The organism is Microbacterium esteraromaticum, from assembly GCF_900163815.1.
Lineage (GTDB): Bacteria > Actinomycetota > Actinomycetes > Actinomycetales > Microbacteriaceae > Microbacterium > Microbacterium esteraromaticum_B.
The window spans coordinates 22,048-43,446 of sequence record NZ_FUKO01000041.1; the positions used below are offsets into that span (position 1 = coordinate 22,048).

A 21,399-nucleotide genomic window follows, 5' to 3' on the forward strand; every position below is an offset into this window, starting at 1 on the left:
CTCAGTCGCCGCTGAACGGTGGCGGGGTCGCCGGGGATGCCGGCGGCGCATACGGCGGTGGAGTCGGCTGCGCAGCGGCGGCCGGTGCGGATGCCGATGCAGGTGCGGCGTAGGCAGACGGCGCATCTGCGGCAGCGCCCACCGGCACCGAGGCGTTTTCTGCCCAGCGATGGCTGTGATCCGTAGACACGGCATTCGCGGTGGCTCGTGCCACGTCGTCGAGCAGTGCGATGGCGTCACTGCGGTCGAGCGACGCGACCGCGCCGCTGACCGGGCCAGCTACCGAATGCGCCTGAGCCGATGCGATGCGCTGTGCGCGCGACAGCGGGCCCTGCGTCACCGAGATGCCCTGCAGTCGAGCCAGCGGGAAGATGGCGAGGCGACGCCACGCCCAGCCCTTGCGCAGCAGCAGGCCCGCCCGGGTGAGTGCCCATCCCTGCCGCTTCCAGGTGAAGGGATGCCGCCAGGCGGCGCGTGCGGGGATCGTGTGGAACGGCTCGCCTGTCTTGCGTCCCTCCACGCCCCGCTCCCAGATGTCGGCGAGGTCGGAGGCGGTGAGATCCGGCAGGATGAGTCCGAGCACGCGCTCGACATCGGCGCGCTTGCCGACCGGCAGCACGATGTTGAACTGCTGAGCGGTGCCGGACTGCTGCTGCGACGCAGATTTGCCCGACATCCGGTTGATCTTCACAGACCACCAGCCGAACGGCCGCCACAGCAGAGACTGCGTGACAGCCACGGCGAAGATGCGGCCCGGTGGCAGCGTCTCGGTGATCGTCGTGAGCAGACCGAACGTCAGGCGGATGCCATCAGGCGTCGGCGCGATCGCATACCGCAGCGATCGCGAGATCTGTGCCCAGGTGATGCCGACGATGGCGATCACCAGCGGGATACCCATGCCGAAAGTGATCGCCAGCATCGCGATGAGGACGTCCTCACCGGAATCGCCTTCGGAGGTCATCCCGATCCAGCTCATCACCATCGCGACCGCGTAGATGATCCCGAACACTCCCACCCAGACGAGCGAGTTGACCAGCTGCGAGCCGATCAGCCGTCCGGTGGGGATCTTCACGACGCTCTCGGGGGCGACATCGTCGAGGTCGACCCCCGCGATGAGCCCGGTCACGCCGGCGTTCATCGACCCGACGAGTTCGTCGCGCATCCCGGCCACGCCCGAATGCCCGGCCTGGGCGGGGGTGGAATGGGCGGGGGCGCCACCGGATGCGACCAGTCGCGCGTTCCGAGCTCCCGACGCGAGCCGCAGGATGTCCTTGCGCACGGCCTCGGCCTTGGACGTGGCCAGGTACTCCAGGTCGACGTTCGAGTCGTTGCCTGCCCCGACGACCTCGATTTTGGCGAGCCCGATGAGGCGCGCGGGGAACGGACGCGTGAGGTTCACGCCCTGCACGCGATCGAGCGGAGCGCGGCGCTGCGAGCGGAACAGCAGGCCCTTGCGCACCTCGACGTGCGAGCCGGTGATGCGGAACTGGTGGAATCGCCAGATCACCCAAAAGATGACGACCAGCACGATGATCAGTCCCACCACGGCGAGCAGCGCGATGAGCAGCAGGTTGTTGGCCAGGACCCAGTCGACGGGATCTCCGCCGTAGGAGAGGTAGTCGGCTTCTTCCGGCGCGAACAGCTTCACGAACCAGCTGATGATCCGATCGCGCATGTTCGCGACCAGGATGCCGGCGACGATGAGAAGCACCAGCCCGCCCTTGAACAGGGGCGTGAGCGGATGCATCCGGTGCCATTCGCCATCAGCAAGGCTCGACGATCCGCCATCCGGCAGTGTTCCGGTGGGAACCCCAGGTTCGGGGGCAGGAGCGGAGGGGATGCTCACAGGCCAGTCCGCCTGGTCTCGGCGACCTCGATCAGGGTGTCGCGCAGCGCTTCGGCGGCGGGCTGCGTGAGCCCGGGGATCTGCACGCCGGTGGTTGCCGCGGCGGTGACCATCTTCAGCTGCGAGACGCCGAACGCGCGATCGAGCGGGCCGTGCGTGATGTCGACGAGCTGCAGGCGCCCGTAGGGCACGGCGACCATGCGCTGCCACAGGATGCCGCGGCGGAACACGATGTCATCGGCGCGCAGCATGTACCCGGTGGCCTTCGCCTGGCGGGGCAGGATGATGAGCGTGATCAGCGTGAACAAGATCACAATGCCACCGGGGATCCAGACCCAGGCCTGCTCGAAGGCGAAGGCCATCACGAGCATCACCACGATGACGAGGGCGAGGAACAGCCCGTTCTGCAGGAACTGCGACGCTACCCAGCGGGGCGAGATCTGGTGCCACGTGCCGTCGAGCGCGAGCGCCGAGGCGCTGCGCGGAGTGCGCAGCGCAGAGTACGTGCCAGCGTCGAGCGCATCGGGCGTCACAGGAGCGGATGCAGACGGTGCGGCTTCCGGCGACGGAGCGGATGCCGAGTGAGCAGACGGAGCGGATGCCGGCACTGGAGGAGCCGTCGGATAGGCGGGCGGAACCTCCGCCTGCCCCGGCTGCGGCGCCGAATAGGGCGGCGGGGTCAGCGGCGCGCTCGGCTCATGAGGAGGGGGCGTCTGGCTGTCGGTCATCAGGGTCCTTCGGCAGGGTGCAGAACTGTTCCGCGACGAGCGCGACCCCGACCAGCACTAGAGCGCCGATGACGAGCGCGACCATCGCCACAATAGACCCTACCGGCGCGGGTATCGGCCGGGACACCAAGAACACGAGCAGCCCGATTCCGAAGCCGGCGAGAATCGCGCCGAGCAGGCTGGAGGCCTGGGCGAGCGTGGCTGCTCTCAGCGCGCGGAAGGGGTCGATCCGCGTGCCACCGCGCTTGCTGCGACGGACGGGCCAGGCCAGCCAGAGGACCGCACCGGCGATGATGAGCAGCAGTACGGGGAGGAATCCAGATGGGACGAATGTCGCCCGGCCGCTGACGGTGAGCAGATGATCGAAGCCGAAGCCTGAGCCCGCCGCCAGCAGGGCGAGCACAGCGAGCACGCTGCTCGAGGTGCGCTTCACCCGGTGCCTCCCCCAGCGTCCTTGAGTCGGCGCACCAGTTCATCGACGCGTCCATGACCGTGCAGCACAGCATCCGCATCGATGCTCAACCACGGCTCCAGCACGAACAGTCGCTCCGCCGCGCGCGGGTGCGGCACCAGGAGGTGCTCGTCGTCGCTCTCGAAATCGCCGTAGGCGATGAGGTCGAGGTCGAGGGTGCGGTCGCCCCAGCGCTCGTGTCGCACCCGACCCTGCTCTTCTTCGACAGCGTGCAGCATGCCCAGCAGCACCTGCGGTGCCAACCGCGTGGTAACCAGCGCAACGGCGTTCAGGTACCTCGGCGCATCCGGGTCGGGTCCGTCCGGCTTCACCGCGATGCTCTCGATCGGGTCGCTCATCACCAGGTCATCGACAAGCGGGAGTCGACGCAGTCGAGCCGCAGCGGCCTGCAGGATCTCGCCGCGGTCGCCCTCGTTCGAGCCCAGCGCGATCACGGCGACCTGCGGCTCGCGGCCGGGGCGCGGATCGGGGGGCTGTGGCAGGTGCGTCAGACGCCGATCCATCATGCTCCCCCTCGCTGCAATGTCACCGCGACGTCAGAGAACGTCTGAGCGATCGGCGCCTGCGGCTTGTGCACCGTGACCGTCACGAACTGCACGCGCTCGTCTGCGAGCACGACGTCGGCGATGCGCTGCGCGAGCGTCTCGATGAGGTCGACGGGGTCGCTGGCCACCACCGCCGCGACCCGGTCGGCGAGCTCGCCGTAATGCACTGTGTCGGCGACGTCGTCGGATGCGGCAGCATCCGCAAGCGAGAGACGCAGCTGCAGATCGATGATGAAGTTCTGGCCGTCGCGGCGTTCGTGGTCGAACACACCGTGGTGACCGAACACCGTCAGGCCGGTGAGGGAGATCTCGTCGAGGTGCTCCATGTCAGACTCCATCCCACGCGCCGACGATCGCCAGCGCATCTCGTGTGGCGGCGACGTCGTGCACGCGCACGGCCCACACACCGGCCCGTGCGGCGAGCGCACTGGTGACCGCCGTGGACAGGTCCCGCCGCTGTTCACTGACGCTGCCGCCGCCCAGCGTCTCGGTCAGGAACCGCTTGCGTGAGGTGCCGATCATCACCCGGCAGCCGAGCGCGGTGAGCTCGTCGAGCCCACGCAGCACCTGCCAGTTCTGCTCCCCCGACTTGGCGAAGCCGATGCCGGGGTCGACGATGATGCGGTCGGGCGCGATCCCGGCGGATGCTGCCGCGGTCATGCGCTCCCGCAGTTCGGCAGCCACCTCGCGCGCCACTCGTTCGTACTGAGCTCGCGCGTACATGTCGGTCGATGGGCCACGCCAATGTCCGAGCACGATGTCGGCGCCGGAGTCAGCGACGGCTGCCAGCATCCGCTCGTCGGCGAGCCCGCCCGAGACGTCGTTGACGACGCGGGCGCCCGCGCGCACGGCCGCGACCGCGGTGTCGGCGTTGAGTGTGTCGATGGAGGTCGGTATGCCCGCGTCGGTGAGCGCTTCGATCACCGGCAGCGCACGCTGCTGCTCCATGGGCAAGGAGACCCGCATGGCCCCAGGTCTGGTCGATTCGCCGCCGACGTCAATGATCCCGGCGCCCTGCGCGTGCAGCACCCGAGCGTGCTCGACAGCGTCGACCGGGTCGGCGTAGCGGCCGCCATCGCTGAAGGAGTCCGGGGTGACGTTGAGGATCCCCCAGATGCCGGTCATTCGGGCGTCTCCGCGGTGCGCGTATGGGCCGTCGAGCCGGTGCCCGCAGCGCCGATCAGCGTGATCAGCTCGCCACGGGCGGTCGGGTCGGTGAACTCGCCGCGGGCGGCGATCGTGAGGGTGGATGCTGCGCTCTGGCGTTCGCCGCGCATCGTCACGCAGCCGTGGGATGCATCCAGGATCACCAGAACCCCTCGCGTGTCGAGATTGTCGGCGATCGTATCGGCGATCTGCTCGCCGAGGCGCTCCTGCACCTGCGGTCGGGCGGCGAGAGTCTCGACGACCTTGACGAGCGCTCCGAGCCCGACGACCTGCTCACCGGGGAGGTAGGCGAGATGTGCGTGTCCGGCAAAAGGAAGCAGATGGTGCTCGCAGACCGACCGGAACCGGATGTCGCGCAGCAGCACCGCGCCCGAGGGCAGCGTGTCTGGAGCCGGACCGCGCGAGACGCTGATGGTGCGGGCGAGATGCTCGGCGGGATCTTCGCTGACACCGGCGAAGAACTCCGCGTACAGTGCCGCCATGCGCGCCGGGGTCTGCGTGAGGCCGGGTCGTTCGGGGTCTTCGCCGATGGCTTCGAGCAGCTCGCGGGTGAGCTGCTCGACGCGCGGCCTGTCGACGGTCACGTCAGGCCGTCGCTGGCCGGGCCTGTCCCCCGGTCGTCCGCGCCGTGGAGGTGCGTGCGGCGTCGGTCTGAGCCGGGGCCTGGGCAGCGACGCCCTGATCGGCGCGACGAGGCACGTCGATCGGCGGGCGCTGCGACACCGGGCGGCCCTCGCTCGAGAGCCACTGCGGGCGCTCGGGGAGCTTGCGGATCTCGGTGAAGATCTCGGCGATCTGGTTGTGGTCGAGCGTCTCAAGCTCGAGCAGCGCGAGCGCGAGGCGGTCGAGGATGTCGCGGTTCTCGCTGATCACCTGGTAGGCCTCGTTGTGCGCCTGCTCGATGAGGGCGCGCACCTCCTGGTCGACGCGCTCGGCGATGCTCTCGGAGTACTCGCGGCCACGACCCATGTCCCGACCGGCGAAGGGCTCGCCGCCCTCGGAACCGAGCTTGACCGGACCGAGTTCGGTGGTCATGCCGTACTCGATGACCATCTTGCGGGCGATGCTCGTCGCCTTCTCGATGTCGTTGGAGGCACCGGTCGTCGGGTCGTGGAACACGATCTCTTCGGCGACGCGCCCGCCCATCGCGTAGGTGAGCTGGTCCTGCAGCTCATTGCGCGTGATCGAGTACTTGTCGTCGAGCGGCATCACCATCGTGTAACCGAGCGCCTTGCCGCGAGGCAGGATCGTGATCTTGGTGACCGGGTCGGTGTAGTTCATCGCCGCTGCGGCGAGCGCGTGCCCGCCCTCGTGGTACGCGGTGATGAGCTTCTCCTTGTCCTTCATCACGCGCGTGCGGCGCTGCGGGCCGGCGATCACACGATCGATGGCCTCGTCGAGAGCGCGGTTGTCGACCAGCTGCGCGTTCGAGCGTGCGGTGAGGAGGGCTGCTTCGTTGAGGACGTTGGCGAGGTCGGCGCCGGTGAAGCCCGGCGTCTTGCGCGCGACGACTTCGAGGTCGACCGATTCGGCGAGTGGCTTGCCCTTGGCGTGCACCTGCAGAATGTGCAGCCGACCCTTGAGGTCGGGGGCGTCGACGCCGATCTGCCGGTCGAAGCGGCCGGGGCGGAGAAGTGCGGGGTCGAGGATGTCGGGACGGTTGGTCGCCGCGATGACGATGACGTTCGCGTTCGGGTCGAAGCCGTCCATCTCGACGAGCATCTGGTTCAGCGTCTGCTCGCGCTCATCGTTGCCGCCGCCCATGCCCGCGCCGCGGTGGCGGCCGACGGCGTCGATCTCATCGATGAAGATGATCGCGGGGGCGTTCTCCTTGGCCTGGTTGAACAGGTCGCGAACGCGCGAGGCGCCGACGCCGACGAACATCTCGACGAAGTCGGAGCCCGAGATGGAGTAGAAGGGTGCACCCGCTTCGCCGGCGACAGCGCGGGCGAGCAGGGTCTTTCCGGTTCCTGGAGGGCCGTACAGCAGCACGCCCTTCGGGATGCGGGCGCCGATCGCCTGGAACTTGGCGGGATCCTGCAGGAACTCCTTGATCTCATGGAGCTCTTCGATCGCTTCGTCGGCACCGGCGACGTCGGCGAAGGTGACCGTCGGGGTCTCTTTGCTGACGAGCTTCGCCTTCGATTTGCCGAACTGCATGACCTTGCTGCCGCCGCCCTGCATCGACGAGAGCAGCCACCAGAACAGCAGTCCGAGCAGCACCAGCGGCAGGAGAGACAGGAAGCCGTCGAACCAGGTCGCCCGCGGGACGACGTCATTGAACCCGTCCTTGGGCGCGGCCTTGTCGATGGCCTGAACGACCTGGTCGGCACGGGCTTCGACGTAGTAGAACTGGACGTTCTTCGAGCCCTCGAACTCCTTCGAGAGCGTCAGGTCGACTCGCTGATCGCCGTCGGTGTTGATGGCCTCGGTGACCGTCTTGCCGTCGAGCAGTTCCAGACCCTGCTGCACCGTGACCTGCTTCGGCGCCGACAGGTTCGAGATCAGCAGAAAACCAGCGAAAAGCAGCACGCCGATCAACGCAACGTAGATCAGCGGGTTCCGGGAGACCTTCTTGACATCCATGATGCGTTCAGCGTACCGCTCGGGCACTAGGGGGCCGCTGTGCGTTCACCATTGGCGTACGCCGTCGGGGAGAGGCGCGCAGGTCGTCACATATAGACGTGCGGAGCCAGCACGGCAACGTCGCGCAGGTTGCGGTACCGCTCGGCGTAATCGAGCCCGTAGCCGACGACGAACTCCACGGGGATGTCGAAGCCGACGTACTTGCAGTCGATCTCGACCTTCGCCGCTTCGGGTTTGCGCAGCAGCGCCAGCACCTCGATCGATTCGGCACCGCGCGATTCGAAGTTCTCCAGCAGCCAGCTCAGGGTGAGACCGGAGTCGATGATGTCCTCGACGATGAGCACGTGCTTGTCATGCAGGTCGGTGTCGAGGTCTTTGCGGATCTGCACGACACCGCTCGACTTCGTGCTCGCTCCGTAGCTGGAGACCGCCATCCAGTCCATCGGTGCGTGCATCGGCAGAGCGCGGGCGAAATCGGCCATCACCATCACCGCGCCCTTGAGCACGCCGACGAGCACGAGATCCTTGCCCTCGTAGTCGGCGGCGACGCGGTCGGCGAGTTCCTGCAGCTTGGCGAGGATCTCCTCCTCGGTCACGAGGATCTGGGTGAGGTCGTCCTGGATATCCGCTGCGCGCATGCATCGAGTGTAGGTCGAATCGAGCTGGACATCCGCACTACTGTGAGCACAGGAGCGGGCGCGCGCCCGCGGGGAAGGAAGACATGGACTTCGACGCAATCCTCAAGCAGGTGCCGATCGGCGACATCGCGGAGCGCTTCGGCGTCAGCCCGGATGTCGCCCGTCAGGCGGTGCAGGAGGGCGGTGCAGCTCTCCTCGGGGGCCTCGCCAAGAACGCGGAGACCGCAGAGGGCTCCTCCGCTATCGAGCAGGCGCTCAGCCGCCATGAGGGCTTCAACGGCGCTTCCAAGGTCGATGACATCGACACCGCCGACGGCGACAAGATCGTCAAGCACGTGTTCGGCAACAAGGAGAAGGAGGTCGTCAACAGCCTCACCGAGTCGAAGAAGACCGCCGGTGGCATCGACTTCGGCAAACTGCTGCCCGTGCTCGCGCCGATCGTCATGGGCCTGATCGCGAACGCCACCAAGGGCAAGAGCACCGGTGGCGGCGGCGGTCTCGGCGACATTCTCGGCGGGCTGCTCGGCGGCGGCCAGAACGAGCAGTCATCGGGTGGCGGCGGCCTCGGTGACATCCTCGGTGGGCTCGGTGGCATGTTCGGCGGCGGCCAGCAGAGCGGCTCGAACTCCGGCGGCAACGTGGTCGGCGACATCCTGGGCGGCCTCTTCGGCAAGAAGTAGGCGTCGCCGCTGCCCGCTCAGCGGGCGGTGAAAACGATGCGCCCGCCTGCTCGGCGCGCCGAGCAGGCGGGCAGGTCGATCGGCCCCTGTCCCGACCAGTCGGTCACGAGGCGTGCGACTTCGACGGTCTGCGAGCGGCTGAGGCTGACGCCGAACTCGCTGTCGACGACGAAGCGGAGGATCCGGTTCCGCAATGCCGCAGGGTTGGCGGCGAGTGCGGCCACGCTGACAGATATTCCCGCCTCCGCATGCTCGACGATGTCCTCGATCGTCTCGTGGATCATCTCGTCGAATGCCTCGGCGTCCTCCCGCAGCTGTTCGGCGGTGCGCGCCAGCGCCTCTGCAATCCCCGGCCCGATCTCGGCTTCGAGCACAGGCAGCGCCTGCGTGCGCACGCGAACGCGCGCGTAGCGGGTGTCGAGATTGTGCGGGTCATTCCAGAACGGCAGAGCGGATGCTGCGCAGAACGCAACCGTCGTCGCACGCCGCACCGTGAGCAGGGGGCGCAGCCACAGCATCCCGTCGCCGTCTTGGCGTGATGGCGCCATTCCCTGCAGACTCGCCGCACCCGAGCCGCGGGCGAGGCCCAGCAGCACGGTCTCGGCCTGATCGTCGAGGGTGTGGCCAAGCAGAACAGCCGTCGCGTTCTCTGCGGCGGCGAAGCGTGCGAGCGCGGCGTACCGCGCAGCTCGAGCCGCGGCTTCCGGACCGTCCGGATGCTGATCATCGACCTCGATGGCCAGCACCATCGCTTCCACGTCGAGCTCGCGCGCCTGTGTCGCAGCGCGCTGGGCGACAGCATCCGATCCACTCTGCAGGCCGTGGTCGACGACCGCCGCGACAACGCTCATGCCGAGTTTGGTCGCCTCGAACGCGACGGCCGCGGTCAGCGCCAGCGAATCGGCGCCACCCGACAGTCCGACGATGACGCGCGTTTCGGGAACGGCAACCAGAGCGTTGCGAACGGCGAGGCGCACTTCGGCGATGGCGGGATCGAGTGAGGGCACTTCTCCACGCTAGAGCACAGCGCTCGACGCTGAAGCCCTGCGCGCGGGTGATAAGCGGCGGGCGCGAGTAGGCTGGTCTGCGGCATCCACCCCGTCTTTCCTGAGGAGCACACGCATGGGCGCACACGACGTCATCATCGAGATTCCGCGCGGCAGCCGCGTGAAGTACGAAGTCGACCACGAGACCGGTCGCGTCCACCTCGACCGCGTTCTGTACACGACGTTCGGCTACCCCGCCGACTACGGCTATTTCGACAACACGCTCGGCGAAGACGGCGACCCGCTCGACGTGCTCGTGCTGCTCGACCACGGCATCTACCCGGGCGTCGTCGTGAGCGTGCGTCCCGTCGCCGTGCTGAAGATGAGCGACGAGGCCGGTGGCGATGACAAGCTCGTCGCCGTGCTGTCGAAGGACCCGCGCTGGGAGCACATCCAGGACATCGACGACATCGCCGAGCACACGAAGAAGGAGATCGCGCACTTCTTCGAGCACTACAAGGACCTCGAGCCCAGCAAGTGGGTCAAGGTCGACGACTGGGGCAATGCCGCTGAGGCGCAGCGCATCCTCGACGAGGCGATCGAGCGCTTCGGCACCGAAGGCCACTGAGCTTTCTACAGCGCAGCAACGCGAAACCCCCGGTCGGTCGGCCGGGGGTTTCGTCGTGACTCGAAGCGATTCAGATAGCGCCGCGAGCGGCGAGGAAGTTGTACGGGTTGACAGTGCCGCCGCCCGTGTAGACCTCGAAGTGCACGTGGCATCCCTGCGATGCACCGGTGTTGCCGGCGTAGGCGATCACTTGACCGGCGCTGACGTGCTGGCCGGACGAAACGGCGAAGCGCGCAATGTGCGCGTAGCCGGTGGCGATGCCGTTGCCATGCTGAATGCGAACGTAGTTGCCGTAGCCGCCGTTGTAGAACGCTGCATCGACGCGGCCAGAAGACGCCGCGTAGATGGGTGCTCCGCATCCGTTCGCGAAGTCGGTTCCGCGGTGGTAGGTAGAGCGCCAGACGCCGTTGCTGAACTGCGGCGGGCGCGGGCCATAGCCCGAGGAGATGTAGCCGCCGTGCGGGCGTCGCCAGGCGCCGGAGCCCGAGCCGCCGGATCCTGATCCGCCACCCGAGCTGGGGCGTCCTCCGCCTCCGCCGCCCTGGTTGTTCTTCGCGGCCTCTTCGGCTGCTTTGCGTGCTCGTTCCGCTTCTTGGCGGCGGCGCTCGGCTTCGGCCTTGCGGCGCCGCTCTTCCTCGGCCTTGCGCACGCGCTCGCCCTCTTGGTACCCGGCGACTGTGGCGGCCGTGTTGTCCTTGAGTGCGGCGAGCTGGGCTTCGAGCGTCTGCAGGTTGGCCTGCTTCTCATCGAGAGCGGCCTGCGCAGCATCCGCTGCCTGCTGCGCCTTGATCATCTTCTCTTCGGCGATCTTCTGCAGGCGGTCGCGCTCATCGCGGGCAGTTGTCGCCTGGTCGCTCAGCGACTGCGCGGCGTCACGCGCCGAAGCGGCGTTCTCGTACACCGTGCGGTTGTAGCCGAGCAGCTTGTCCATGCCGCCCAGGCGCGACAGCAGCCCGTCGGCGTCAGCGGAATCGGAGAAGAACAGTTCGAGGGCGGCGTCGTCGCCACCGTTTCGGTACAGCTGGGTGGCGACCTGACCGGCCTTGCGCGCCGTCTCATCGGCGATCTTGGACTGATCGTCGGCCTGCGACTGCAGATCGGCGGCCTTGGCGGCCTGGTCGAAGAACGCCTGCTGCGCTTCGTAGAACTCGTCGCCGGCGGTGCGGGCCGCGGCTTCGGCTGCGGCGGCGCGCTGGGTGAGCGACTGGATCAGCGTCTCGATGCGACTGATCTCGGCGCCCTTGGCGGATTCGCTGGCCTTCGCGCGCTGCACGTCATCCCAGCTGGGGTAATCGGCCGCGTGCGCAGACTGGGTGCTCGCCGAGATGCCGAAGGCACTGAGCGCGATGGCGCTGAGTGCGCCGACCGTGATCGCTCCGCGGCGGGTGATGGGGCTGGTGGGCCAGAGCGCGCGGCGCTCGGCGGCGGTCGGTGCGCAACCGCAATCGTCGGATGTTGCCCGCGCATCCGGGTGCTGATCGTTGTTCACACGCGCCCTTCCACCATATTCACAAGTGCCACACTAACAACATTCGTCACATCTGCACCAGGTTTGCGCGGCTGACGGGTTGCGCGCGCATACCGCACGTCGTTGTCGTGCATCTCTATCGTGCATCGGAAACGCCCGGGATGCCGGCAGGAATGCCTCCGATTTCGTGATTCGTCTGAGCGTCCTTTATGCTTGAGCGTCGGCAGGACAACCCTCGGGATTCGCCTGCGGCCCCATCGTTTAGCGGCCTAGGACGCCGCCCTTTCACGGCGGTAGCACGGGTTCGAATCCCGTTGGGGTCACTCATCCGATACAATTTAATAGTTATGGCCCTGTAGCGCAGTTGGTTAGCGTGCCGCCCTGTCACGGCGGAGGTCGCGGGTTCAAGTCCCGTCAGGGTCGCTCCTAGCGATCGGCCTTCTTTCGAGAAGGCCTTTCGTTTCGGACGCGGCAGTTCTATAGTCAGCCGCGCGGCTCTGTAGCTCAGTTGGTAGAGCGTTCGACTGAAAATCGAAAGGTCACCGGATCGATGCCGGTCGGAGCCACACGGATCATCATTACAGTGATCCCAGAAACCCTCGCCTAGCTTCTACATGGCGGGGGTTTTGCTTTGCCCGGGTGAGGTGAGGTTTTGAGGCCTATCAGCCAAAAGAAGCGAATAAGTTCGGGGACACCACCGCCGTCGAACTCTCCGAGCACGCAGCAGAGGCCGCGGACTGCGTCTTCCCCCGGCACGGGAAGGGCGACTCGATCGATGACCTCACGCCACTCGTCGTCGCACCTCGACTACGCTCGCATCGAGCCGGTTGAACACACCGGCTGACACCAGCAAAACGCTCTCCAGACACGCCGGGGCGGGTCGAAGATAGGTCATGAAAAGAGTGAAGCGATGACCAAGACACTGCTACTTACGCCAACGATCTCGACTGGTGGTCGGTCAGTATTTCCAAAGGGCAAAAACCCTGCCCGCTTCATCGGGTGGCTCCTCATAGTTCCTGCCATAGCGTTCGCTATCGCGTTTGCCGACTCTCGTGTCGGTTTCAGGCTGCTCATGGCCAGTGTCGGAATCACCATGCTGGTTCTCGCGCTCGCGCTATATTTCCGTAGCCGCACCTTGCGAACTGGAAATATTCGTATTGCCGCGTCTGGCGGGCTGCGGTTCCTGCCACCAGGTTCCACCCGCGCCGGTGCGTTGTGTGTTGCGATCGCATTTCTCATTCCCGCTAGCGCCTCACTGATCATCACGCTCGTCGACCTGCCGACCCAGCAGGGCTTTTCACGGTTCACAGCCGTGGGCCCGTATGTTCTTGCGGCGCTCGGGCTCTGGCTGCTCGTGAAGGAGATCCTGTCTGCGCGGACCCCGGCGGGCCTGCAGGTCGACGCGGAGGGGCTCAGCGGTGTTCGCGGCACCAAGCAGGTGCATCTTCGCTGGGACGACCTCGAGAGCGCAGCGGCGTTCGGGCGCCACGGACCACAGCTCATGCTGCTCACGAGCAACCAAGGGCCGATTGCCCTTGAAGCACATCACTTTGGCTCTGACCCGGCGGTGGTTGCGCGCATCATCGAATATTTCAGAGTGAATCCGACGCAGCGTGCACAGTTGAACGACGGCGCAGCCGCGATCCGCACCGTAGAAATGGTAAGCCGCTAAGCGCTAGTCGATGTCGGCGAGGCGAGCATGCCACACTGGCATCCATGCCGCAGCAGCCGACAGACCCGCGCCAGGCGCGGCGTCTCTCCGAGACCCTGAACGAATTCCAACAGGCCGAAGGGCACCCGCACTTCCGGCTGGATGTCGAGCGCGTCCGGTTCTCGCCGTTCTACTCGCGACTGTCGGCCGTCACCCAGGTGATCTCGCAGACCGGGGCGGGTCTAGCAGTGCACAACCGACTCACCCACTCCATCAAGGTCGCCGCTGTGGCACGGGCGATCGCCACCCACCTGTCGTCGCGCACCGATGAGTCTGCACAGATCGTCGCAGAGCTGGGCGGTGCACACCCGGTGGTCGTGCAGGCGGCAGCCGCGGCGCACGATCTCGGACATCCACCGTTCGGCCATCTCGGCGAGCAGACGCTCGATCGTCTGGCACGCGAACGCTTCGGCCTCAGAGAAGGCTTCGAGGGCAACGCGCAGACCTACCGCATCATCACTCGCCTCGATGAGCACGACCGCCCCGGTGTCGGTCTCAACCTCACCGCCGCGGTGCGCGCCGCAGTGCTGAAGTACCCGTGGCGGCGCGGCCAGGGCGGAGAGCGCCGCGGCGGGGCCAGCAAGTTCAACTTCTACGCGATCGACGGACCGGATGCCGCGCAGGCACTCTCCGCGTACCCGCTGATCGAACGCGGGCAGCAGACCATCGAGTGCTCGATCATGGATATCGCCGACGACATCGCCTACTCGCTGCACGACCTCGACGACTTCTACCGCGCCGGGCTGCTGAACCCGGCCACGCTCTCGGCCGAGTTCCGCTCCTGGCACCGCGAGCTCGCCGGTCTTCGAGCATCCGACACCGAGACACTCGCCACCGACACCCGCACTCCCGGCCACTCGCTCGAGCTTCTCTGGCGCCGACTGCAGAGCAAAGATGCCTGGATCGCCGATGCCGATGCGTTCGGCGAGGCCGTCGCCAAGGTCGCCGCCGAGGTGATCGATGGTCTCGTCGCCGAGCCGTTCGACGGATCTCTCTCCAGCGAGCGCGCGCTCGCGCGATTCACCACCGGCTGGATCGCGCGCCTGCAATCGTCGGTCGAGGTGCGTCGCCACCCAGACGTGCGCTCGGGTCACGTCAGCCTCAACCGGCAGGCGTGGCATGAGGTCGCGGTGCTGAAGTTCCTGCACGAGCGCTTCATTCTCGAGCGTCCCGACCTCACGGTTTACCAGCGCGGACAGGCGAGTGTGCTCGAACGGCTCGTCGACGGGTTCACGGCCTGGCTCGACGATCCGCGTGACGCCCGACGCGCTCCGCGCCGACTGATCGACCTGGTCGAGCTGGCCACCGACGACTACCGCCGACTGCGGCAGGACGCCCCAGAGCTCGTCGAATCCCACACCGACAACGATCTCGATGCGCTCGCTCGCGGCCGCGGCATCATCGACTACGTGGCCTCACTCACCGACGCGCAGGCACTCTCGATCGACGCGCTGCTGTCCGGCCGGACCGAGCGGCTGTGGGACGCCGGACAGGGGCTCTGAGCGCGATGGGCGATGACCGCACGGGCACCCGCCGCATCGAACTCATGCTGCGCAAGCCGTGGTTCGCGCTGTATGCCGGCATCCGCCCGACTCTCGTCATCGGCGGACGCGGCCAGCCGACCCAATGGGGCCTCGGCACCTGGCAGATGCCCGCCGACGAGGCGGTGACACTGGGCGTGTTCCTCTTCAACAGAGTGTGGCGCTTCGGTGCGGCGGAGTTCACGGTCGCGCCCGGCCAGACCTCCACCCTCGTCTACCAGGCTCCGGCGCTGCCCTTCGGCCGCGGGCGGATTCGCGCCACCGAATAGCGCGCCCGAAGTCGCGCTCCGCGTGGAAGAGTGGATGCCACATGGCACCATCTTCCGGAGGAGCATCATGCGCGCTGTCGTCTACGACCGGTTCACCAAGGATTTCGATGAGCTCGCCGTGCGCGATGTTCCCGAGCCGAAGCTCCCTCCGGCATCCCTCCTGATCGACGTGCGCGCAGCGGGCGTGAATCCGGTCGATTGGAAGCTCATGGCAGGCTACCTGGATGCGATCGTGCCGACGCAGTTCCCGGTGATTCCGGGATGGGATGTCGCCGGCGTCGTCGTCGGCACGGGCTTCGACACCCCGGAGTTTCAGATCGGCGACGAGGTGATGGCCTACGCCCGCAAGGATGTGCTGAGCACGGGCACCTTCGCCGAGCGCGTGGCTGTTCCGGTCTCCGCCGTGACGGCGAAACCCGCGTCTCTCTCCTGGGAACAGGCCGGCGGGCTCCCGCTCGTCGGCGGTGCCGCCCTGCGCACGATCGACGCACTCGGTGAACTGCATGCGCGCACGGTGCTCATCCACGGTGCTTCCGGTGGCGTCGGCAGTCTCGCGGTGCAGATGGCCGTCGCCCGCGGAGCGCGCGTGATCGGCACAGCATCCGAAGTGAACCACGACTTCCTGCGCAGCCTCGGAGCGGAGCCCACCACCTATGGCGACGGCCTCGCCGAACGGGTACGCGCGCTTGCGGGCGGCCAGGTCGATGCCGTCGCCGACTTCGCGGGCGACGTACTGACAGTCACACTCGATGTGCTCAGTCCCGACGGAGTGCACGCGTCGATCGCTGACGCGACGGTCCGCGACCATGGTGGCCGCTACATCTGGGTGCGCCCGGACGGTTCGGAGACGGCGCGTCTCGCCGCGATGGCGGATGCCGGAGAGCTGCGCATCGATATCGCGGGCACCTACGGTCTTGATGAGGTGGCCGAGGCCTTCCGCGCCAGCAGTTCCGGGCACACTCGCGGCAAGCTCGTCATCATCCCCTGACCGCCTGTGGGCGCACGCAGCGGTTGGCGGCCGTCGGCATCAACGGGCTTTGTCGGCGACATCGGGAAGGCGCTCCGATGCGACGACGACGACGTCCTGCGACTTCCAGTCCATCGCGACGATCATCTCCGACGCCTCCGTGATCTGACGAAGAGAGACCTTGCGCTTGCGGGGAACCACGAAGGCCTCGATGTGGAAGACCTGGCCCTGATCGCGCATGCGCACCGCGGCATCCGCAACCCATGGCAACTCCCTCAGCCGCGACACGATCTCGCCACCAAGCGGATGCGGCTCTTTGTCGTCGTGAGTGCGCGCTCGCTGATCCATCAGATCGGCCACGGCGGATTTCGTGTTGCGAAGGCCGTCCATGATGATTCCCGACGAGATGAAGAGCGCGGCGATGCCATCGAGCCACCACCACCCGACGCCGATTCCGAGAACGCCCACGATCGAGGCGACGTTGGTCTGCCAGTCGGCCTTCGCCATGTCGGCATCGGTGTAGATGAGCTTGTTGTGCAAGACGGGGGCGAGCTTCGCTTTGGCGGGACCGTAGAACAGCGGCCCGACGATCACCAGCACCATGGCGCCGATCATCAGCCAGCCCAGCCAGATGGTGTGGCCGAACAGCCGCACCGTGCCGATGGTGGGATGCTCAAAAGTCACCAAGTTCTTGATGGCCTCGATGGCCAGATTCACGCCGACAGCCAGCAGCGCGACTCCCGCAACCACGTGGCCGGTAGCCATCGCACGGTGCCAGCCATACGGCCGACCAACGGTGGGTCGGCGACGCACGAAGATGAGAGCGGTGAGGAAGGCGATCTGCGGCAGCAGCGACAGCATGTCTTCGATCCATGCGGTCTTCATCGACTGCGAGTTGCCTACGACGAAGGCGACGAGCGCGATCGTGGCGCTCGTGTAGCAGATCGTGAAGATCTCCCAGCGCGTTGCTTTGCGTAGTGCATCTGCCTGCTCTTCGGGCAGGTCAGTGCGCCCGAACTGCTCCCACTTCATTGCAGCTCCTTGTCGAGGAACGACTCGAGCTTCGAAAGGAGCGCGTTCTCACCCAGCGGGACAGCAAAGACCAGAGATCGTTCGTCAGAGCCAGCGATGTTCGAGTAGCCGCGAGTGATACCCACCCGGTCGACCCAGGGCGTCTCGTCGGTGAAGCCACCGATAGCGAGATCGAGATCACCGCTCTCGAGTTCGCCGACCAGTGTCTCTTCAGCGGCCACCGTCCACTCGACCCGAGCGTCGATCGAATCTGCGAACCGCTCGGTCAGCGACACCAGCGGCCCGTGCAACTCATCACCGGTCCGCTCGACCAGTCCTGGCTCCAGAGAAGCGCCGACCCGGAGAATCGACCCCGTCGCCCGGTCGAGGGCTCCGTTCGGATCGGTGGGGATGGTCAAGCCGCATCCTGACAACAGCATTGCGACGAACAGAAGCCCGGTGAGCATTCCCACGCGAACCACCCGCAGGGCGTCGTATCGCCCGAGCAACCTCGCCATGTCCCCTCCAGGCACTGACTGAACGGCTGTCTAATTGAAAATTCCACGATCAGAGTAGCCAGCGCGCACCGTTACCCCTCTACAGAGATATCGGCGCGCGCTGGTTCAGACGGAGCCGCTGTGGCGGGCTCAGAGCACTTCGTCGCCTTCACCAGGTGCGCGAACCGAACGACGAGAGACATTGCCGTCAGGGGTGGCCTCGGTGCGCGTGACGACATCGGTCCTGCGGCGACGCGCCATCAGGATGATCCCGAGAAGCACGACGAGAACGCCCGCTCCCATCAGGATGTAGCCGATCATCTGCAGATCTGCCCAGTCCACCTGGACATTGATCGCGAAGGCCAGAATGGCGCCGACTACGAACAGAAGGATTCCTGTACCGATACTCATGTGCATTCCCTTCAATCAGGCGACGCTGTGCACCGCCGGGCGCCAGTCTGTCGCATGGCTCACGAGGGCGAGAGGGGGTTGACAACGGCGTCCGGTGTTCCGAGATGTACAGCACGCGCGACACACGCTCCTCTCGTGAGAACCTGGAAGCATGGTCGTCCCCCGCCGCAAAGGACTGCTCGCCACCGTCCACAGTGTCATCCGCAATGATCCGTCTCGTGTCGCGCCCACCGAGCTTCTTCCTGTCATCTCGGACGAGCTGACCCGAAGAATCCTCGACCTCGCGATGCGGATCGGCGAGGCGCTGTTCGCCGTCGGCGCCTCGGCGCACGACGTGACCTTCGCGATCACGCGCGTGACGAATGCCTACCATCTGCACAGCGTGCAAGTGGATGTCACGTACAACTCGATCACCGCCGCGCATCATCACGGAGACGAAAGCCGCCCGATCACACTGCTGCGAGTGGTGCGCGTCGCCTCTCCCGACCACGCGAAGCTGCAGCGCCTGCAGGCTCTGGTGGTCGATATCGATGACGGGCTCGCTCTCGACGCTGCGCGTGATGCGTTCCGCGGCATCCGCCGTACACCCTTCCTCTACCGGTCCCCCGTCGTGATCGTCTCGCGCGCGGTGCTGGCGGCCGGCGTCGCCGTGCTGTTCGATGCGTCGGCGATCATCGTCGGACTCAGCTTCGTGGCAGCGCTCTGCGCAGCGCTCGTCCAGGCTGGCCTCGCTCGGTTGAGCGTGCCATCGTTCTTCAGCCAGATCGCCGGTGCGTTCGTGACGACGATGGTGGCGTTGATCGTCGCGGCGCTGGGAAGTGCGGGGGTCGAGCCGTTCATGGGAATCCGCCCGACGATCATCGTCGCGTCCGGCATCGTGCTGATGCTCGCGGGCCTCACCGTCGTCGCCGCCGCGCAGGATGCCATCGACGGTTTCGCTGTCACGGCGGGCGGCCGCATCCTCGACCTGACGATGCAGACGATCGGCGTCGTTCTCGGCATCCTCATCGGCCTCGAGTTCGCTCGGGTGCTCGGACTCGGGATGGTGCTGCCGACCGATGCGATACCGCTCGGTTCCTTCGCGGGACAGCTCGCGGGAGCGGTGATCATCGCCATCGCGGTCGCCGTGTTCAACGGCGCAGGCCTGCGCATCGTCGTCGTCAGCGTCGTGCTCAGCCTCATCGCGATCTCCGGGTACAACGCGCTCGCGCTGCTCGATGTGCATGTGGCGGCCGCCAGCGCCGTGGGGGCGCTTCTGGCCAGCTTCGTCGGCATCCTCGTCGCCCGCCGTCTGCACGTGCCATCGGTTGCCGTGACGACCGCGGCCATCGTGCCTCTCGTACCTGGGCTCGCCGTCTTCCGTGGCCTGCTGGGGGTCATGCACTCCGACGGCACCGCAGAGAGCCTCTTGACCGGCGCAGCCCCACTCGTGCTGGCGGCGATGATCGGCATCGGTCTGGCCGCCGGCAGCTCGCTGGGCCTCTACATGGGAACGCCGGTGCGAGCGACGCTGACGAGCGTGGCGAAGTCTCGCTCGCGGGTTCGCCGCTGACGCTCCGGACGAGTTGCTTACAGCTCGCCCGGTCGCATCGCCTCGGCGTCGATCGCGCGGATGATCCGGATCGCGGCGGAATCGGTGGTGGGCTCGTGCGCGGCGTCCGCGCGCCGGCGTCGCGGCCGGTAGACGACGAGTGCGTGGTAGAGGAAGCGGGCGAAGAACGCGACCACGAGCGAGATCGCCGTCGCGATCACGCTGGAGATGTGCCAGGTCTCGACCATCAGCGCCATCAGTGGAATGCGCAGCGCCGCCTCGACGCTGTTGAAGGTGACGGATGCCACGAAGCGCACCCACAGCTGGGAGGCATCGTCGCGCATATCGCCGAAGACGTACAGTTCCTGCAGCACGAAGTTGCCGACGATCGTGGCCGCGGCACCGATGATCGCCGCGAGCACGTAATCCATGCCGAAGTGCGTGAGCACCCACATGATGCCGATGTTCGCCAGTGCTCCGATACCGCCGATCACGGCGAAGCGGCCCATCTTGCCGAACCGCAATCGTGCGAGATGCGCGATGAACGTCGCACCCTGTCGCAGACTGGCCTTCGATGTGCCGTGACGTCGGCGCCCGAACGCCATCGGCACCTCGGCGATGCGCAGGTCACCCCGTTCGCCGCCGCGACCGCCGCGCACGAGGATCTCGAGCAGGATCTTGAAGCCCTGCGGACGCAGCGTCGACACCTCGATGCGCGAGCGGTCGACGAGAAAGAAGCCAGTCATCGGATCGGTGCTGTGCCACAGCCGCCGCAGGAACATCGCCTTCGTGATCGCGGTCGCCGCCTTGGACACCCCGAACCGCACCGCTGTTCCGAGGCCGCGGGAGTCGCCACCGCCGACATAGCGCGACGCGGCCACGACGTCGGCACCGCCCTGCACGAACCGCTCCAGCATGGCCGGCAGCAGCTCGGGCGGATGCTGCAGATCGCCATCCATCACGATGCAGACCTCGTGCGCAGCCTCGGCGAGCCCGAGTGCCACCGCGCCTCCGAGCCCGCCGACGTTCGCGTCGCGGTGGATCGCACGAACCGGCAGCGGCGCCGTGGCCGCGACCCGTGCGATCTCGGCCATCGTGTCGTCGGAGCTGTCGTCGACGAAGAGGATCTCCGCGTCGTACTCGGCGAGCGCCGCGGCCGTGCGCGCGACGAGTTCGGCCACGTTTCCGCGTTCATTGAAAGTGGGCACGATGACGGTGACTGCGACGGTCATACGCGCTCCTCCCCCGATGCGACGCTGTGATGCACGCTCCATCGTTTCATGAGTTGGCGACGGCGGCGATCCGCTCGTCAGTGCCGGGTGCCGGGTGCCGGCGGCGGTCGTAGGCTAGGAGCATGACGACTACTCCTGCTGCAGACACCATCACCATGTTCGGCGCCGAATGGTGCGGCGATTGCCGGCGCACCAAGAAGCAGCTCGACGAGCTCGGCATCGAATACACCTACGTCGACCTCGCCGCTGAGCCTGCCGCCGCTGACGTCGCCAAGGAGATCTCGGGACGGACGAACATTCCCGTCGTCGTGTACCCCGATTCATCGCACCACGTCGAGCCCTCCAACGCTGACGTCGAGGCGAAGCTGCGCGAGCTGTCGCTGATCTGACCGGCGCCCGCACGGCAGACGTGCGGGACGCATTCGTCGCCCGCTGGCACGGAATGAGCGCGGCGATACGCTGTAGCCAGGCCTGAAGGAGACGAT

The 21,399-nt window shown here is 66.9% G+C and carries 23 protein-coding genes and 3 tRNA genes; 11 read left to right on the forward strand and 15 right to left on the reverse strand.

Annotated features, from left to right (window positions below):
- Position 1: 1 nt before the first annotated feature.
- The 9 genes from FM104_RS14390 to hpt all read right to left on the reverse strand — a co-directional run bounded on the left by FM104_RS14390 (position 2) and on the right by hpt (position 7,982).
- The gene (locus tag FM104_RS14390; RefSeq protein ID WP_256971685.1) at positions 2–1,846 is read right to left on the reverse strand and encodes a PH domain-containing protein; all 1,845 of its coding nucleotides are present in this window, start codon (positions 1,844–1,846) and stop codon (positions 2–4) included.
- Positions 1,843–2,454 carry a PH domain-containing protein gene (locus tag FM104_RS14395; protein ID WP_373407859.1) on the reverse strand — a complete coding sequence of 204 codons (612 nt, stop codon included), beginning with the start codon at positions 2,452–2,454 and terminating at the stop codon, positions 1,843–1,845. The genes FM104_RS14390 and FM104_RS14395 overlap by 4 nt, the downstream gene beginning before the upstream one ends.
- 88 nt (positions 2,455–2,542) lie before the next feature.
- Positions 2,543–3,007: a DUF3180 domain-containing protein gene (locus tag FM104_RS14400; RefSeq protein WP_087132920.1), complete on the reverse strand. Its 465-nt coding sequence runs from the start codon at positions 3,005–3,007 to the stop codon at positions 2,543–2,545.
- A complete protein-coding gene (folK, locus tag FM104_RS14405) occupies positions 3,004–3,552 on the reverse strand; it encodes a 2-amino-4-hydroxy-6-hydroxymethyldihydropteridine diphosphokinase (RefSeq protein WP_373407858.1) in 549 nt (182 codons plus the stop codon). Before folK ends, FM104_RS14400 begins: the two co-directional genes overlap by 4 nt.
- Positions 3,549–3,917: a dihydroneopterin aldolase gene (folB, locus tag FM104_RS14410; protein ID WP_087132922.1), complete on the reverse strand. Its 369-nt coding sequence runs from the start codon at positions 3,915–3,917 to the stop codon at positions 3,549–3,551. Before folB ends, folK begins: the two co-directional genes overlap by 4 nt.
- A gap of 1 nt (position 3,918) precedes the next feature.
- On the reverse strand, positions 3,919–4,716 hold the full coding sequence (gene folP / locus FM104_RS14415; protein WP_087132923.1) for a dihydropteroate synthase: 798 nt from the start codon (positions 4,714–4,716) through the stop codon (positions 3,919–3,921).
- Entirely contained in the window at positions 4,713–5,342 is a 630-nt protein-coding gene (gene folE / locus FM104_RS14420; RefSeq protein WP_087132924.1) for a GTP cyclohydrolase I, read from the reverse strand. The genes folP and folE overlap by 4 nt, the downstream gene beginning before the upstream one ends.
- A 1-nt stretch (position 5,343) precedes the next feature.
- Entirely contained in the window at positions 5,344–7,344 is a 2,001-nt protein-coding gene (ftsH, locus tag FM104_RS14425; RefSeq protein ID WP_087132925.1) for an ATP-dependent zinc metalloprotease FtsH, read from the reverse strand.
- Positions 7,345–7,430: 86 nt separating this feature from the next.
- Complete coding sequence (gene hpt, locus FM104_RS14430) at positions 7,431–7,982, reverse strand: hypoxanthine phosphoribosyltransferase (RefSeq protein ID WP_087132926.1); 552 nt, start codon at positions 7,980–7,982, stop codon at positions 7,431–7,433.
- Between the two features lie 83 nt (positions 7,983–8,065).
- Here hpt and FM104_RS14435 point away from each other — a divergent pair, with 83 nt between their 5' ends.
- Positions 8,066–8,662: a DUF937 domain-containing protein gene (locus tag FM104_RS14435; RefSeq protein WP_087132927.1), complete on the forward strand. Its 597-nt coding sequence runs from the start codon at positions 8,066–8,068 to the stop codon at positions 8,660–8,662.
- A gap of 17 nt (positions 8,663–8,679) precedes the next feature.
- On the opposite strand, the gene tilS is transcribed toward FM104_RS14435, so the two are convergent.
- Positions 8,680–9,669 carry a tRNA lysidine(34) synthetase TilS gene (gene tilS, locus FM104_RS14440; protein ID WP_087132928.1) on the reverse strand — a complete coding sequence of 330 codons (990 nt, stop codon included), beginning with the start codon at positions 9,667–9,669 and terminating at the stop codon, positions 8,680–8,682.
- Between the two features lie 115 nt (positions 9,670–9,784).
- On the opposite strand from tilS, the gene ppa reads away from it, so the two are divergent.
- Complete coding sequence (gene ppa, locus FM104_RS14445) at positions 9,785–10,276, forward strand: inorganic diphosphatase (RefSeq protein ID WP_087132929.1); 492 nt, start codon at positions 9,785–9,787, stop codon at positions 10,274–10,276.
- Between the two features lie 70 nt (positions 10,277–10,346).
- Here the strand turns inward: ppa and FM104_RS14450 are convergent, their stop codons facing one another.
- Positions 10,347–11,765 (reverse strand): M23 family metallopeptidase, encoded by a 1,419-nt coding sequence (locus FM104_RS14450; RefSeq protein ID WP_087132930.1) that lies wholly within the window; start codon positions 11,763–11,765, stop codon positions 10,347–10,349.
- Positions 11,766–11,994: 229 nt separating this feature from the next.
- Here FM104_RS14450 and FM104_RS14455 point away from each other — a divergent pair.
- The 7 genes from FM104_RS14455 (at position 11,995) to FM104_RS14485 (ending at position 16,253) form a co-directional block, all read left to right on the forward strand.
- A tRNA-Glu gene (locus tag FM104_RS14455) sits at positions 11,995–12,067 on the forward strand.
- 26 nt (positions 12,068–12,093) lie between these two features.
- A tRNA-Asp gene (locus FM104_RS14460) sits at positions 12,094–12,167 on the forward strand.
- A gap of 70 nt (positions 12,168–12,237) precedes the next feature.
- Positions 12,238–12,310, forward strand: a tRNA-Phe gene (locus FM104_RS14465).
- A gap of 344 nt (positions 12,311–12,654) precedes the next feature.
- Positions 12,655–13,416: a hypothetical protein gene (locus tag FM104_RS14470; RefSeq protein WP_087132931.1), complete on the forward strand. Its 762-nt coding sequence runs from the start codon at positions 12,655–12,657 to the stop codon at positions 13,414–13,416.
- 44 nt (positions 13,417–13,460) lie between these two features.
- Entirely contained in the window at positions 13,461–14,957 is a 1,497-nt protein-coding gene (locus FM104_RS14475; RefSeq protein ID WP_087132932.1) for a deoxyguanosinetriphosphate triphosphohydrolase family protein, read from the forward strand.
- 5 nt (positions 14,958–14,962) lie between these two features.
- Positions 14,963–15,265: a hypothetical protein gene (locus FM104_RS14480; protein WP_087132933.1), complete on the forward strand. Its 303-nt coding sequence runs from the start codon at positions 14,963–14,965 to the stop codon at positions 15,263–15,265.
- A 67-nt stretch (positions 15,266–15,332) separates the two neighbouring features.
- A complete protein-coding gene (locus FM104_RS14485) occupies positions 15,333–16,253 on the forward strand; it encodes an NADP-dependent oxidoreductase (RefSeq protein WP_087132992.1) in 921 nt (306 codons plus the stop codon).
- Positions 16,254–16,292: 39 nt separating this feature from the next.
- Here FM104_RS14485 and FM104_RS14490 read toward each other — a convergent pair whose 3' ends face one another.
- The 3 genes from FM104_RS14490 to FM104_RS14500 form a co-directional block, all read right to left on the reverse strand.
- On the reverse strand, positions 16,293–17,264 hold the full coding sequence (locus tag FM104_RS14490; protein ID WP_087132934.1) for a cation transporter: 972 nt from the start codon (positions 17,262–17,264) through the stop codon (positions 16,293–16,295).
- On the reverse strand, positions 17,261–17,761 hold the full coding sequence (locus FM104_RS14495) for a hypothetical protein (protein WP_256971686.1): 501 nt from the start codon (positions 17,759–17,761) through the stop codon (positions 17,261–17,263). The genes FM104_RS14490 and FM104_RS14495 overlap by 4 nt, the downstream gene beginning before the upstream one ends.
- A 129-nt stretch (positions 17,762–17,890) precedes the next feature.
- Positions 17,891–18,151, reverse strand: coding sequence for a DUF6458 family protein (locus FM104_RS14500; RefSeq protein WP_087132994.1), 261 nt, complete (start codon positions 18,149–18,151; stop codon positions 17,891–17,893).
- Between the two features lie 151 nt (positions 18,152–18,302).
- On the opposite strand from FM104_RS14500, the gene FM104_RS14505 reads away from it, so the two are divergent.
- A complete protein-coding gene (locus FM104_RS14505; protein WP_087132935.1) occupies positions 18,303–19,703 on the forward strand; it encodes a threonine/serine exporter family protein in 1,401 nt (466 codons plus the stop codon).
- Positions 19,704–19,720: 17 nt separating this feature from the next.
- Here FM104_RS14505 and FM104_RS14510 read toward each other — a convergent pair whose 3' ends face one another.
- Positions 19,721–20,914 (reverse strand): glycosyltransferase, encoded by a 1,194-nt coding sequence (locus FM104_RS14510; RefSeq protein ID WP_256971687.1) that lies wholly within the window; start codon positions 20,912–20,914, stop codon positions 19,721–19,723.
- A 122-nt stretch (positions 20,915–21,036) separates the two neighbouring features.
- Between FM104_RS14510 and FM104_RS14515 the strand changes: the two genes are divergently transcribed.
- A complete protein-coding gene (locus tag FM104_RS14515) occupies positions 21,037–21,303 on the forward strand; it encodes a glutaredoxin family protein (RefSeq protein ID WP_087132937.1) in 267 nt (88 codons plus the stop codon).
- Positions 21,304–21,399 lie beyond the last annotated feature (96 nt).

Coding starts and splice junctions, on each gene's coding strand:
- folK (WP_373407858.1), bottom strand. CDS start 3,552: ATGATGGATCGGCGTCTGACGCACCTGCCACAGCCCCCCGATCCGCGC.
- folB (WP_087132922.1), bottom strand. CDS start 3,917: ATGGAGCACCTCGACGAGATCTCCCTCACCGGCCTGACGGTGTTCGGT.
- folP (WP_087132923.1), bottom strand. CDS start 4,716: ATGACCGGCATCTGGGGGATCCTCAACGTCACCCCGGACTCCTTCAGC.
- ftsH (WP_087132925.1), bottom strand. CDS start 7,344: ATGGATGTCAAGAAGGTCTCCCGGAACCCGCTGATCTACGTTGCGTTG.
- hpt (WP_087132926.1), bottom strand. CDS start 7,982: ATGCGCGCAGCGGATATCCAGGACGACCTCACCCAGATCCTCGTGACC.
- FM104_RS14435 (WP_087132927.1), top strand. CDS start 8,066: ATGGACTTCGACGCAATCCTCAAGCAGGTGCCGATCGGCGACATCGCG.
- ppa (WP_087132929.1), top strand. CDS start 9,785: ATGGGCGCACACGACGTCATCATCGAGATTCCGCGCGGCAGCCGCGTG.
- FM104_RS14470 (WP_087132931.1), top strand. CDS start 12,655: ATGACCAAGACACTGCTACTTACGCCAACGATCTCGACTGGTGGTCGG.
- FM104_RS14475 (WP_087132932.1), top strand. CDS start 13,461: ATGCCGCAGCAGCCGACAGACCCGCGCCAGGCGCGGCGTCTCTCCGAG.
- FM104_RS14480 (WP_087132933.1), top strand. CDS start 14,963: ATGGGCGATGACCGCACGGGCACCCGCCGCATCGAACTCATGCTGCGC.
- FM104_RS14485 (WP_087132992.1), top strand. CDS start 15,333: ATGCGCGCTGTCGTCTACGACCGGTTCACCAAGGATTTCGATGAGCTC.
- FM104_RS14490 (WP_087132934.1), bottom strand. CDS start 17,264: ATGAAGTGGGAGCAGTTCGGGCGCACTGACCTGCCCGAAGAGCAGGCA.
- FM104_RS14495 (WP_256971686.1), bottom strand. CDS start 17,761: ATGGCGAGGTTGCTCGGGCGATACGACGCCCTGCGGGTGGTTCGCGTG.
- FM104_RS14500 (WP_087132994.1), bottom strand. CDS start 18,151: ATGAGTATCGGTACAGGAATCCTTCTGTTCGTAGTCGGCGCCATTCTG.
- FM104_RS14505 (WP_087132935.1), top strand. CDS start 18,303: ATGGTCGTCCCCCGCCGCAAAGGACTGCTCGCCACCGTCCACAGTGTC.
- FM104_RS14510 (WP_256971687.1), bottom strand. CDS start 20,914: ATGACCGTCGCAGTCACCGTCATCGTGCCCACTTTCAATGAACGCGGA.
- FM104_RS14515 (WP_087132937.1), top strand. CDS start 21,037: ATGACGACTACTCCTGCTGCAGACACCATCACCATGTTCGGCGCCGAA.